Origin of the sequence: Klebsiella sp. D5A (genome assembly GCF_001620885.1) — a bacterium.
Taxonomy (GTDB): Bacteria; Pseudomonadota; Gammaproteobacteria; order Enterobacterales; family Enterobacteriaceae; genus Klebsiella; species Klebsiella variicola.
Map to the genome: position 1 here is coordinate 1 of NZ_LOAR01000015.1, position 13,421 is coordinate 13,421.

Consider the following 13,421-nt stretch of genomic DNA (forward strand, 5'->3'; position numbering starts at 1 on the left):
TGAGATCGCGTAATAAATTACGCATCGCCAGCATGGCGCGGAGTTGCGGTATTTGCCGGGCAACCTGCTCCGGTTCAAAATCTTTGATGTCGGTAAAACGCAGTCTGACATTCTCCTCTTCACCATTACCGGCCAGCGTATTCGGCACCGAGAGGTTAACTTCCGGGCTAAATTCCGAAAGTACGCTGTTAAAGTTATTTTTATTGACGTTTATTTTTTCTCTTTCCGATAAAGGCCGGTTTTCCTTACCATGACTAAAATCGCCAATGGTAAGCAGCTTCAGCGGCAGTTCGACCTTCTTCTGCGCGCCGCCGGTATGAAGAGATAATTTGAGATTAATGCGCGCCCTGGGGACTTCATTCTGGAACGTATCAGCCATAGCAGTTCCTTTCCTTAAGGAATAATTATTGAAGAGTTGACGATAAAAACCGGATGATAATAGAGCAAAAACAGATTATCGATCAACTTAACAAGAATATTTCTTTAATGCATTCACAAGGCAAACAAGTTTATTTTAATAGTAACAACAATGAATGACTTACAGCCAAATATAAAGTCCAAAGCCAACACCCTCAATTAACATTGAACACATGAATATTCACATCACATATCATCAAGGCGATAAAAAAAATAGATTAAATGAATATGATAGCGGCAATTCCCGTGAATAATATTGTCATGAGATAATTGATATTATCGTTAGCAGATCAGGCACGCATTTAAGCCACTTCTCCTGTTTTCGTCCACGCTGAACCGTCAGCAGCCCTGGCACACAGGCCTGCGGAACCCGCGATATCTTCCACCACAGACAGCCGTCAGTAGCTGAAAAAGGTTATTTTCCCGGGTGACTGACCACACGGCGATGTCGGCAAAAGTTGTCGTTACCAGAAAAAACATGACCCCGATAGCAAGATGCACACGCTACCGTCTTCGGCATCCTGAGGGGGTCGCATTCTGCGGATCGCCAGGCTATATCTAAGACACCTTTCTCCCACAATGAGTAAAAATGATGAGCAAGAAGATCCTGATGCTGGTCGGCGATTATGCCGAAGATTACGAAACGATGGTCCCTTTTCAGGCACTGCAGATGATTGGCCACCAGGTCGATGCCGTCTGCCCGGATAAAGCCGCTGGCGACTATGTCATGACCGCGATTCATGACTTTGACGGCGCCCAGACTTATAGCGAAAAGCCGGGGCACCGCTTCACCCTGAACGCCAATTTTGCCGCGGTGAAGGCCGAGGACTATGACGCGCTAGTGATCCCCGGTGGCCGGGCGCCGGAGTATCTGCGCCTGAACGAGGAGGTTATTAAACTGGTACAGGCATTCGACGCCGCGCGTAAACCTATCGCCGCCGTCTGCCATGGCCCACAGCTGCTGGCCGCCGCTGGTATTCTCCAGGGCCGCACTTGCAGCGCTTATCCCGCCTGTGCCCCGGAAGTGCGCCTGAGCGGTGGGCACTATGCGGATATTGGTATCGACCAGGCGCATGTGGACGGTAACCTGGTTACCGCCCCTGCCTGGCCGGCCCACCCGCAGTGGTTGGCGAAATTCGCCGCCCTGCTGGCGGAATAACCATACTGAGCCGGCGTTTTTGTTGAGCCACCCGCCACTCTGCGGGAATCTATGCCTCAGCGCGGCGTTTAGTATCGGATAAGCGCGCTGTTTTATGTTATCCCGACAGCGGGGATGCGCCACGATTTACCGCTTATCTTCAGGGTCCGGTTAAAAAACCAGACCCTGAAAGGGTTATCGCTGCCATGGCGGATATCATCAATTCAGCAACGCGATCTGCTTTATCACTATTTGGTTGATTTTATGGATTATTTCAGAAGTTACGCGTTCTTTGATATCGCGGTCAACAAATACCCGGATGCAATATTTGATGATTTGATACTGATTTAACTTATCACCACATTGAATTAACGGTTTTATTTCGTAGCGGTTCTCAAGATCTTTCACCAAAAGCTTAACTTCGGTTTTATCCAGGTCTTTAAAGGCGCAGTCGGAGACAATATCAATGGCAAATTCATGTGGTTTGAAATGAGGCTGTAATACAGAAGTCAATAACCCGGTTAGTTGACTCTTCCACGCCTTATTTTCCTTGTCAGCAATGTTAGCTTTATACACAGAGTGTTTGGCCTCATAGACCTTAGACCATGGGTGTCGGTTAATAATGTCATCAAGTATTTTTTTATTAACCGCTTCGGTATCGCTGGTATCTATCCATTCACCAACCTTTTCATTCAAAAAATAATCATCACTGCACGCCAAATAAAATTCCTTCAGCGCGTCGATGAAGCTTTCATCGCTATGGTCAACGATACGGTCGGTAACGTCAGAGATAATGACATTTTGTGGATCCTTGCTTTGCATAATCTCACATAATGTGCTCAACATCGTCGCAAAAGCGCGGTTTGTTTTATGGTAATACACCTGCGAGAAAAGGCTGGAGCGCGCCCCAATAAACTCAGCGATCGAATCAATCCCACTCTCTTTGTAAGCAAGGTACAATTTTCCCTTTTCCTCGACTGGGACAATTGACATAAACAAGCGATTGTAATCGTAGATACCACACTTGACGCCGGAGAAATAGCCATCTCTGAGTAAGTAATCCATCCGGTCGGCATCGATAGGACAGGAAGAGATGATCGAGGTCATTAACGGCAGGATATCTGTTGCCTTTCCATTAATTTCCTCAATGATCTGTTGGTCACTGTATCTTTTTTCGATGATTTTTAACACATTTTCGATATTTATTTCGTCATCGACCTTACCCTGTGTTCTCAGATCATGATAAATCATCAGGCTGAACAACAGTGAAAGCTGTTCATGTTCAACTTTCTGATCTGGCTTGCTCAATACATTGATGACCGAATGGAAGGCTTTGGGGAGAACATCGGATAATTCCTGCTTATTGGGCATAAAACTATCAAACTGGTGCGATATAGGCCCGTGTCCGATGTCATGCATCAGCGCAGCGAGTCTCAACTCCTGGATGTTATGTTTTGGTATCTGATCGATATAACAAAATACATGTCCGTCATTATATTTCTTTTGATACCGTATCGCATTCAGGCGTAAGTTATTCAGTATTTCACTTGATAAATGAAGCACACCAAGAGAGTGTTCGAAGCGACTGTGCACCGCAGAGGGAAAGACCTTATATAAAAAAGAGTTCTGTTTAATGTTGCGTAAGCGCTGGAACAGGGGGTGATTGATAAAGGCAATCTCGAGTGTCGTCAAACGAATAGTGCCGTGAATGGGATCAAGGATCTTACTGGTCAATTCATTTTCAAAATCCATATCTTAAATCCTTTCATAAGTACATTAAATATATTTAGCATATTGACTGTTTATTCAACAATAATCTTGCGCATTCAGGCAATAAGGTCAATCACTAATATTTAACGAGCAACGCGGCAGATTTTTATTTCCTTATCTCTGCACAGCGTCGCGCTATATCGGCATCCACTGACATATCGATTGACTACGGATGAAAACAGCCCCGGTTTTCTTCGCTCAGATCCGCATTCCCCCGGAAACCTCAATGCGCTGGGCATTCACCCAGCGATGATCATCGGATAACAGCGAGGCGATCATCGGCCCGATATCCTCTGGCACCCCCGGTCGCCCCAGCGCCGTCATGTTCGCCACCGCCTGAGCGACCTGCGGGTTATCCCGCACCACCCCGCCGCTGAAATCGGTGGCGATGGCGCCGGGCGCCACGCAGTTCACCGTAATTCCGCGACTGCCCAGCTCAAACGCCATATAGCGGGTCAGGGTTTCCACCGCGGACTTCATGATCGCATAGGGCGCCCGGTTCGCCATCACGATACGGGTTAGCCCGGACGAGACATTCACTATCCGTCCGCCATCGGCCAGCAGCGGCAATAGTTTTTGGCTGAGGAAAAAAACGCCCTTCACGTGGATACGATACAGCGCATCGAATTCAGCTTCCGTGGCGTTAAGAAAACCCATGCCGCTGGCATTGCCGGCGTTATTGACCAGGTAATGAAACCGATCGGCCCCCAGCTCCGCCAGCGCCTCCTGAAAGGCGCTGACAAATCCGTCAAAGGTATCGGTTTCGCCGGCGCTGAAGGGCAACGCAATCGCCCGGGCGCCCAGTGCTTCAACACGTTTAACCACCTCGTTCGCCTCGGCAAAATGCGCGTTATAGGTCAATACCACATTCACGCCGCGCTGAGCCAGCGCTTCAACGGTCGCGCGCCCCAGGCCGCGGCTGCCGCCTGTCACCAGGGCAATTTTTGCGCTATTGTTCATGTTTCCCCCTTTTCTCTCTGCTGAAAACATGAGCGATTATAGGCTTCTGCATGCCGACGATAAGACCGCGTGGCGCGACAGGATTGTTTTGCCAGCTGGAACAATGCCATGGATAAACTGGATACCCTGACCCTGTTCGTGCGCATCGTCGAACGAGGTTCGTTCAGCGCCGCCGCCGCGGATCTGGGTTTTTCCCGGCCGGTGGCGACCGCGGCCATTAAGGCGCTGGAGGCCAGTCTCGGGGCGCGGCTGCTGCAGCGCACCACCCGGCACGTACGACCGACGGCGGAGGGCTCGCTGTATTATCAGCGCTGCGTGGCTATTCTGGCGGCCCTTGAGGAGGCCAACCGCAGCGCCGGGGGGAGCATTGCCGGTATTATCCGCGTGGACGTGGCGGGCAATCTGGCGCGAACCCTGCTGCTGCCCGCGCTGCCACAGTTTCTCGCCCGCTATCCTGCCATTACGCTGCAGATCGGTGAAAGCGAGCGCGACGTCGATCTGGTTCGCGAAGGGGTCGACTGCGTCATTCGCGGCGGCCATCTCCCCGACAGCGAGATGATTTGCCGGCCGCTCGCCAGGCTGCAGGAAATCACCTGCGCCAGTCCGGCCTACCTCGCCCGGTACGGTACCCCGCATACGATTGAAGGACTGACGGGCCACGTGATGATCGGGTTTGTTTCATCGCGCACGCAACGAACCTTGCCGCTGAGCTTTACCCAGGATGGCCGCCAGAGCGAGGTCAGTTTGCCCTGTCGGCTGCTGACCTCCGATGCCGACGTTGGCGCCGAAGCGGCAAGGCTTGGCTTTGGCCTGTATCAGGCCCCCTTGCCCCGCCTTGAGGCCGATCTGGCGTCGGGCGCGTTAACGGAAGTGCTGGCCGATTTTCGCCCTGCGCCGCTCCCGCTCTCCCTGCTCTATCCCAGTAATCGGCAGCTCTCTGCCCGGGTACAGGTATTTATCGACTGGGTGACGGCGCTGATAAAGCCTCCCCTGGCGCAGCAGGCATCCGGAAGGCTAAAATAATATTTGCTATTATTTGCGGCTCGTGCGTTAATCGTTAAGTCGATTTACCAGACGAAAAGTTATTATCTAAGTACGCGTTCTCATCTCCAGGCGTTATCCCTGATACCACCTTCCTTTGAGCAGTCCCGTTAGTATTTTGCTTTTTCTGTAAACAGGCTCTGTCAGATCCCTGTTGGCTCGTTAATAAAGCCCTCCGACTGATGCAATACCCGGCTTACCACTAACAAAAATCAGCCGCGTTAATTTTCCTGAAAACGACCTTTGTCTTTTCAACAGAACATTACCCATACAAGGTTTACATTATGATTGAACATATCCATTTTAGATGCCCATGCTGCCATGGCTCCCAGTACAGAACGTCCCAGTTTGATGTGACGGAAAAAAATCCCTTTGGTGCGAAATGCATTTTCTGCAAATCGGCGATGATGACATTTGATGCTATCCGCCCTCATCATCTGGGCGCGCACTCCGCTGCCCAGGCACAGCAATAAGATGATGAAGCCGGTGAACGCGGGTGGGGAAATTCCCCCGGTGTTTCACCCGGGGGCAACGTCTGTTCCCTCACCCGCAGCAATCGTCGGTGGCATGGCGAAGGCCGGTATCAGGCAACGCTTTTATCAGGGTAGTCACGTTCTCCCCGGCGCCAGTTTCCACATTAAAATAGTCCACCGCACGCAGAATAAGCCGCAAGCCTCTGCCGCCTTCCGCTAACGGATCGACATCAAAATGCTCATCGTTACGCGCCAGCGCCAGGCGTTCGGCAGGAAAGATCTCTCCCGCATCGATAAAGCGCAGCGTCACGCGATCATTGGCAGCGAAAATTTCCCGGGTGACTGCCGCTTTAAAGGCCACTGCGACGGAAGCATCCAACCGACATGTCACCGGCCAGAGGATCAACTGTCACCAGTCAGCTGCCCGTGACGATCGACTACCGCATTGACAACCGTCGCGGCAAACGCGTGGGCGCTAATCAGCATACCGAGCCCGTCGCCGCGGCGCAGGCGGGGAGATGAAGATGGAGCCAATCGGTGCCGCGGTCAGTCGTGGATTTTCACCCCCAGACAGCCGCGAACAAATTCAGGGTTAAAGTGTTTCACCGCTTCGCCAACGTAACCTAAATCCAGGGCGCCGATTTGCGCCATTTCGCTCGCGGTGAGCGAGAAATCCCAGATGGCAAAGTTCTCTTCAATACGCTCCTGGCGGGTGGATTTAGGGATCACCGTGACGCCACGCTGCACGTTCCAGCGCAGGATGACCTGTGCAATGGTTTTTTGATGGGCATCGGCAATCCCCTGCAGCATTTCATCTTCATACGGGTGATGTCTTCCGCCGCCTAACGGCGCCCAGGCTTCAGGCTGAACGTGATAATGCTTCATGGTTTCCAGCGCCGCAGGCTGCGCGAAATAAGGATGCAGTTCAACCTGGTTCACCATCGGCTTAATTCTGACGGTTTCGCAGAAGTTAGCTAACACATGGGGGTAGAAATTGGAGACGCCAATCGCTTTCAGGGTACCGACCTCATAAGCCTCCTCCAGCGCGCGCCAGGCGCTGAAATAATCGCCCATCGCCTGATGCAACAGATAGAGATCGAAATATTCCAGCCCGGATTTTTTTAAGGACGCGGCAATCCCGGCTTTCGCCATCCCGGTGTTGGCCATGTCCTGGACCCACAGTTTGGAGGTTATAAAAAGCGCCTCACGGGTACACAGACCTTCGGCGATGGCTTCGCGAACGGCTTCACCCACCGCATCTTCATTATCGTAGACGGCAGCGGTATCGATAAGGCGGTAGCCGGTACGAATGGCGTTCAGCACTGACTGCTTACACTCTGCTTTATCGGTCACCTTAAAAACGCCAAAACCCAGCATCGGCATTTTAAGGTTGTTACTTAATACAGAATATTCCACGATGAAGCTCCCCTCTTGTTAAAACATCATGGTAAGACAAGAACGCGGTCACGATTAGCCTGTCATTCCTGATTTGACTTATGCATTCAATTCATTAATCGCAGTGCGCTGAGATGATCTGATTTTGACAGAGAGCAGAAAAGTCCCCCCTGCCGCGCCCAGCAATAACAGACCGCTCAGTGCAAACGTGCTGTGCCATCCCAGACTATCAAACACCAGGCCGCCTGCCGTTGACCCGAGGGCAATCGATAGCTGGATCACAGCAACCATAAGACCACCGCCCGCCTCCGCATCTTCGGGCAGCGTCCGCGCAATCCATGTCCACCAGCCGGTGGGCGCCGCCGTCGCCAGCAGGCCCCACAGGCTTAACAGTACGGTGACAGCACCGGTATGGTGCCCGGCCAGCAAAAGCGCTCCGACAATCGCAGCCATAATCAAAGGGATAGCCACCAGCGTCGGATAAAACCGGGCGTGCAGAACGGTCGAAATGAGCAGCGTGCCGACAAAACCAGCGACGCCAATCGCCAGTAATATCAGGGGCAGACCAGAAGAACTGACCCGGGTCACCGTCTCCAGAAACGGTCGCACATAGGTAAATAAGGTAAACTGCCCCATAAAGAACAGCCCGCAGGCCAGCAATCCAAGGGATACCGTCGAGCGGCGGAACAGACGCAGCACGGTTCCCTGCCGCTGTGGTGCGCGCTGGCTTTTCATCGACGGCAGGCTAACGCATTGCCAGATGAAGGCTACCATCGCCAGCGGAACAAGACATAAAAAGGCACCGCGCCAGCCGACAGTGGCCCCCAGGTAGCTGCCCAGCGGCGCTGCCACAACGGTGGCCAGCGCGTTACCGCCGTTAAAGATGGCCAGTGCGCGGGGGACCTGGCGTTGCGGCACCAGCCGAATGGCCGTTGCCGCCGACATCGACCAGAAGCCGCCGATGACGATCCCGATGAGCGCTCTGCCCAGCATATAAACCGGGAAACTGGACGCCAGGGCAATCATCAATCCTGAGGCCGCCATCAACGCCGTGAGCCCCAGCAACAGCCATTTACGGTCCAGCGACCCGGTAAGACGGGAAATCGTCAGGCTGGTCAATACCGCCAGCGCGCCAGAAAGCGCGATCCCCTGGCCTGCTAATCCCTCGGTAATGTGTAAATCACCCGCGATGGGTGTCAACAGACTGACCGGCATAAACTCTGAGGCAATGAGCACAAATACGCAGAGCGTCATCGCCAGGACGCCGCTCCAGTATGCGCGGGTGTTATGTAATCCAGACATTATTTATCTCCGACAAAACAAAGCCGCCTGCAGGCGGCTTTGGGGATGTCTCCGGCACAGGAGAGCTATTGCAGGTTGGTTTTGAAAAATTGAGTGAATGTAGCAAAGGGAATTTTGCCCGCGACGTTGTCATAGAGATCGACGTGGTTTGCGCCAGGGACAATCACCAGCGCTTTCTCTTTACTGCCGATCGCCTTAAAGGCATCTTCGGCAAAATAGCGTGAATGGGCTTGTTCGCCGGTCACAATAAGCGTCGGAATAGTCACTTCGCTGGCGTAACTCAGCAGCGGCATATTCATAAACGACAGCGGCATCGTCGCATTCCAAGCCCCGGTTGAATTAACCGAACGCGCATGGAAACCTCGCGGCATACGGTAATAATCGAAGAACTCTTTCAGGACCGGATTGGGGTTGGCGGGCAAGGTTTCCGGCAAAATACGATCGGCAGCGCTGACGTTGCCTTTATCATCAACATATATGTCATGCCCACCGGGGGCGGAAGTGCCGTTTGCCGCATCCTTCCAGCGCTGCGCGTTCAAGTACTGCAGTACCGCTCGGCGGTCGGCTGTCGTGTAGCGGTCTTTGCCATCGCCTACCCCATGCCCCATCGCGCGGCTCATGTCATACATGACGCTGGTCGCCACCGCTTTGACGCGGGTGTCCATCGCCGCGTCGTTTAGGGCCATACCGCCCCAGCCGCAAATGCCGAGCAAACCGATACGGTTGCGATCCACCTCTTTTTGCAGGCCCAGAAAGTCCACCGCGGCACTGAAATCCTCGGTATTGATATCCGGTGAGGCCACGTTGCGTGGGTAGCCACCGCTTTCGCCCGTATAGGATGGGTCAAACGCCAGGGTGACAAACCCCTGTTCGGCCAGCGTCTGGGCATACAGGCCGCTGGACTGCTCTTTTACCGCGCCGAAGGGACCGCTCACGGCAATAGCTGCCAGTTTGCGTTCACCGCGATCCTTCGGCAGGTAGAGATCGCCAACTAAGGTTATCCCGTAGCGGTTCTGGAAGGTCACCTTACGGTGATCCACTTTCACACTCTCAGCAAACGTTTTATCCCATTTTTCAATCAGTGAAACAGGCGCATTCGGGTTAATTGTCTCAGCATAGCTCATCGTTGTCACTCCAGTTAATGAGGCGCAAAGCAGCATGGCGGGTATCGCGGCTGTCAGTTTTTTGGTGAAAACCGTCATCAAAATTCCCCTAAATAAACGTGATCAATGCAAGTCTCCAGTAGACAATGCAGCTTTGCTTTATTGTCGTGCGCTTAGTGTAGCCAGCAGTAATGGTTCTGATTAGTAGGTAAAAAATGCTAAAATTAATACCATATTGTTCTAAATAGCATGTGGATGACGAGGCAGGAGAATGGCGAAACGGGAAAACTATAATGACCTTTATCTGTTTATGCAGGTGGTGCGGGAAGGCAGTTTTACCGCCGCAGCGCAACGACTTGGCCTGGCGCAGTCCGGGGTAAGCCGTGCGGTTCGCGAACTCGAAGAGCGGCTGGGCGTTCAGCTTCTGGTGCGCACCACCCGCCGGTTGTCGCTCACTCAGGCGGGTGAGCAGCTCTATCACAATGTCGAATCCGGTTTCGACGCCTTAGATATGGGACTCGCCACGCTGGCCCACTATCGTCAAACGCCCTCCGGTACGGTACGCATCAATGCCAGCCAGCATGCCATTGATAAAGTCCTGCTGCCGAAGCTGGCAGTATTTAAACACCGCTATCCCGATATCAGACTGGAACTGATCAGCGAAAGCCGGTTTGTCGATATTATTGCGGAGCGATTCGATGCGGGCGTGCGTCTGGGCCCGGAAGTCGGGAGTGGTATGATTGCGGTACGCATTTCGCCCGATATGGAGATGGCTGTTGTCGGTACCCCGGAACATTTTCGCCGCTACGGCTTTCCACAAACGCCCGCCGATTTAGTCGCCCACCCCTGCATCGCTTATCAGTTCGGCGACGGCAGCCTTTACGCCTGGGAACTTAATGTGGATGGCAAAAAAATCACCCACCCGCCTCAGGGACAGTGGGCTTTCGCCGATAGCTATATGGAGGCCAAAGCGGCGAGGCTCGGTCTGGGGCTGGCCTATGTCCCGGAAGAGCTGATTACCGACGATCTAGCCCAGGGCACACTTATCCGGGTGCTCCAGCGTTATAGCCAGCGTCTGGAAGGTTCATTTCTCTATTACCCGCACCGCAATGTGTCGCCCGCGCTGAGAGCGGTCATTGATACATTGCGAATGTAGCTGAGGTTGCCTGCAGGCAGCAGACCACCGGTAGCGGTTGGTGGAGGGGTCTGAACTCAGAGCTTTCGCTTAATTCCGAACCATGCAAATTGTTAGGCGAGGCGGAAATGATCTGATATCAGTATCAATTTTGCGACTTACCTATGTGATCATAAAGTTATAATACAGCACCGCTTCGTAACGAGTTAAAAAAACGCATATTTCCCTGCTACGCAAACCCTTTTTCTTCGCCTACCCACGCCTGTTGTTGAAATACCTCCAAAACGCTTAAGCATTCCTTTCCACCTCAGGGCTGCTACGCTAACTCTCAGTCAATGGCGAAGGAGGCGTAATGAAAGTCCTCAATATCCTGGTCCGTCGATGCGTGCTGATTACCCGCTTTGAAGAGACCGTTTCGTTTTATGAAAACCTTATCGCGCAGAAGGCAAGGTTGCGTTTCGACTATCCCGAATACGATCTCAAACTGGCGCAGGTGGGTTCAGTGCTTTTAATCGGCGGAACCGAGCAAAGCCTGGCGCCTTTTCGCGCCACCGAGGCCACTTTCCTGGTCAACGACATTACCGCCTGGGAGAAACATCTGCCTTCCACCGGAGCAACGATTATCAATCCGGTGAAGGCCGTGCCCACCGGCTGGAACATGCTGGTTCGGCATCCGGATGGCATGATTGCCGAATACGTTGAGCATCATGACAAAAACCCAGCAGATGAGATCTTCTGATGCTTCGCTTTCAGAGGGTTGGACCTGGTATCAGTCGGCTATACTGCCAGAAAAGTGCGCTTTCTGCTGTAGCCAGAGAGGGAGAGAGGGAGAGAGGGAGAAACTGGCGCTGCAAGCCGCAGCGCCACAGTTATCCTCTTACCCGGGCAGCATCACAGACTGACACTGTTCAACCAGTTGAGCAGACTTGCCACTGAGTATTGCGTCGGTGCGCGCGATATCGGCTGCCCCGATGTTATCAACAGCAGCGTCGGCAGGCCGCGTACGCCGAGGTCGCTGGCCAGTTCCTGATGCAGGTCGGCATCCAGATAGCGCGTTTCAAACTGAGCAATCCGCTGGCTGAGTTTTTCATGGGCCAGTAGCTGCCAGAGTTTACGGCAGTGCACACAGCGCTCCGCGCCAACGAACAGCAGCACGGGTCGTTCACCCTCCAGTTCACTCGCCGCGCTTATCGGCCGGAATGCGCTTTCCGCAACGCGGAACAGCTTCGGACTGCGGCGCAGAGTATCGTTATCGGTTGCGACGCACAGCGCATCGGCGCTTTTACTGTACGGCTGTACGCCCGCCACGCGCACCACGCTCTGCGCCGGGCCCGCCGCCGCCGCGCCCGGCTGACGCAGAGTGCGGACATCAACTGCCGCAATCGGCGTCTCCTGCGGTTGCGCAAGCTGCGGGATCCACGCGTAAGGAATGCGGTAGGCGCGGTAAACCATATTATTATTCAGCGTCTTGCCCCAGAACGGCGAAATATATTCCCAGACAATGTCGTGATCGCGGGTCACTTCAAAAATACGGCCGTTCGAACCTTCGTTAATCAACGTATTGCCATTTTCCAGGCGCTGCATATTGCTGATATACGGACTGTAGAAGCGGTATGAATCAGTCGGTTGCGGCAGGTCCGCTTCATAAGGCGAGTAGCGCCACTCAATATCGAGGGTCAGCGGGTTGATCTCAAGGATCCGAGAATAATCGCGCCAGGCGTTTTTCACCCCATCCGCCGATGCCGGGTTAGGCGCACCGTATCCGGCCCAACCGCCGTTGTCGAAAATCAGGATATTGCCCGCCCCCGGCAGCCCCTGCGGGATCATATGCGCATGATGCTGGCCGATGATCCAGCCGATGTGCTTCAGCTCCGGTTTGCTGTAGTCCGGGCCGAGCTGCCAGACAATTTTGCCGCTCTGCTTATCGATAATGGCGATAATATTGGATTCGCGGGCGTCCCAGATAATGTTGTCGGGATGGAAGCGCGCATCGCCGGCGTCATACCATTTATTCGGCCCCAGCGCCGACATCGAGTTGATATGCATCCAGTCGCCCATTCCGCCGCCGCTGGCGCGCATATTCGGGTTATTGTACAGCGCGGTGCGCGCCGCATCGTCGAAGCCCAGCTCATGAAAATGGTCGCTGCAGCGCCACTCCCAGACCACATTGCCCTGCCAGTCGACTTCAATAATGGTGTCGTCCAGCAGCAGCTTGTCGGAGATCGCTTCATTCACCAGATTGGTGTGGGCGAGGATCAGGGTATTGCCGCCATCGACCTGCGGCTCCAGCCCCGGCGCGTAGTAGCCGACGGGGTTACCCGCTCGCTGATAGTCGTGATGAGCGCGCGCCATCCAGCGCGTTTGATTGCCGGGGTCACTGACCTGTTCGTAGCGGTCGAATTTCCAGGTCACGTTGCCCTCCCAGTCCACCTGGATCAGATCGAGCATATCCTGCATGCCATAGCGCGGGTCGCGCTCGCCGCTGTGGCCAAGGATGGCGCCGCCGGGCAGAATTTTGTTGGGAAACCCATGCAGTTCAGGCCATTCCCGCACCACGTGACCATTCATATCCACCAGTACCGCGCCGTGTTCGGTGGCCTGGAAAAGGGTGTAGCCGCTCCAGGCGCGCTGCGGATCATAAAGTGTGGCGCTGGTCGGGTAAACGGAAGGATGTCCCATATGTTGCT

Annotated in this window: 13 protein-coding genes and 1 pseudogene; 6 read left to right on the top strand and 8 right to left on the bottom strand. The window is 53.7% G+C overall.

What is annotated here, in order from left to right:
- A partial coding sequence (gene tssB / locus AS136_RS20200) for a type VI secretion system contractile sheath small subunit (protein WP_057193402.1) occupies positions 1-379 on the bottom strand: 379 nt, incomplete at its 3' end.
- A gap of 630 nt (positions 380-1,009) precedes the next feature.
- On the opposite strand from tssB, the gene AS136_RS20205 reads away from it, so the two are divergent.
- On the top strand, positions 1,010-1,576 hold the full coding sequence (locus tag AS136_RS20205) for a DJ-1/PfpI family protein (RefSeq protein ID WP_008805196.1): 567 nt from the start codon (positions 1,010-1,012) through the stop codon (positions 1,574-1,576).
- 198 nt (positions 1,577-1,774) lie between these two features.
- Here AS136_RS20205 and AS136_RS20210 read toward each other — a convergent pair whose 3' ends face one another.
- Complete coding sequence (locus AS136_RS20210; protein WP_063266937.1) at positions 1,775-3,307, bottom strand: HD domain-containing protein; 1,533 nt, start codon at positions 3,305-3,307, stop codon at positions 1,775-1,777.
- A gap of 216 nt (positions 3,308-3,523) precedes the next feature.
- Positions 3,524-4,285: an SDR family NAD(P)-dependent oxidoreductase gene (locus tag AS136_RS20215; RefSeq protein WP_044650265.1), complete on the bottom strand. Its 762-nt coding sequence runs from the start codon at positions 4,283-4,285 to the stop codon at positions 3,524-3,526.
- A gap of 108 nt (positions 4,286-4,393) precedes the next feature.
- Here AS136_RS20215 and AS136_RS20220 point away from each other — a divergent pair, with 108 nt between their 5' ends.
- On the top strand, positions 4,394-5,308 hold the full coding sequence (locus AS136_RS20220) for a LysR family transcriptional regulator (RefSeq protein WP_032732863.1): 915 nt from the start codon (positions 4,394-4,396) through the stop codon (positions 5,306-5,308).
- Between the two features lie 302 nt (positions 5,309-5,610).
- Positions 5,611-5,799, top strand: a complete 189-nt coding sequence (gene ymcF, locus AS136_RS27190; RefSeq protein WP_072025777.1) for a cold shock small protein YmcF — start codon at positions 5,611-5,613, stop codon at positions 5,797-5,799.
- 70 nt (positions 5,800-5,869) lie between these two features.
- Here the strand turns inward: ymcF and AS136_RS20225 are convergent.
- Positions 5,870-6,133: pseudogene (locus AS136_RS20225) on the bottom strand (ATP-binding protein); the annotation flags it as partial.
- A 50-nt stretch (positions 6,134-6,183) separates the two neighbouring features.
- Between AS136_RS20225 and AS136_RS27195 the strand changes: the two are divergent.
- Positions 6,184-6,321 (top strand): glycosyl hydrolase family 2, encoded by a 138-nt coding sequence (locus AS136_RS27195; protein WP_072025776.1) that lies wholly within the window; start codon positions 6,184-6,186, stop codon positions 6,319-6,321.
- A 24-nt stretch (positions 6,322-6,345) separates the two neighbouring features.
- Here AS136_RS27195 and AS136_RS20230 read toward each other — a convergent pair whose 3' ends face one another.
- From AS136_RS20230 to AS136_RS20240, 3 genes are all read right to left on the bottom strand, one after another.
- The gene (locus AS136_RS20230) at positions 6,346-7,215 is read right to left on the bottom strand and encodes an aldo/keto reductase (protein WP_063266938.1); all 870 of its coding nucleotides are present in this window, start codon (positions 7,213-7,215) and stop codon (positions 6,346-6,348) included.
- 78 nt (positions 7,216-7,293) lie between these two features.
- Positions 7,294-8,496: an MFS transporter gene (locus AS136_RS20235; protein WP_023297466.1), complete on the bottom strand. Its 1,203-nt coding sequence runs from the start codon at positions 8,494-8,496 to the stop codon at positions 7,294-7,296.
- A 65-nt stretch (positions 8,497-8,561) separates the two neighbouring features.
- Positions 8,562-9,698 (bottom strand): alpha/beta hydrolase, encoded by a 1,137-nt coding sequence (locus tag AS136_RS20240; RefSeq protein ID WP_032739698.1) that lies wholly within the window; start codon positions 9,696-9,698, stop codon positions 8,562-8,564.
- A 172-nt stretch (positions 9,699-9,870) separates the two neighbouring features.
- On the opposite strand from AS136_RS20240, the gene AS136_RS20245 reads away from it, so the two are divergent.
- Together AS136_RS20245 and AS136_RS20250 are read left to right on the top strand one after the other, a co-directional pair.
- Entirely contained in the window at positions 9,871-10,755 is an 885-nt protein-coding gene (locus AS136_RS20245; RefSeq protein ID WP_008805214.1) for a LysR family transcriptional regulator, read from the top strand.
- A 331-nt stretch (positions 10,756-11,086) separates the two neighbouring features.
- The gene (locus AS136_RS20250; protein WP_012968423.1) at positions 11,087-11,473 is read left to right on the top strand and encodes a VOC family protein; all 387 of its coding nucleotides are present in this window, start codon (positions 11,087-11,089) and stop codon (positions 11,471-11,473) included.
- Between the two features lie 152 nt (positions 11,474-11,625).
- On the opposite strand, the gene AS136_RS20255 is transcribed toward AS136_RS20250, so the two are convergent.
- Entirely contained in the window at positions 11,626-13,413 is a 1,788-nt protein-coding gene (locus tag AS136_RS20255; protein WP_063266939.1) for an aryl-sulfate sulfotransferase, read from the bottom strand.
- Positions 13,414-13,421: the final 8 nt, after the last annotated feature.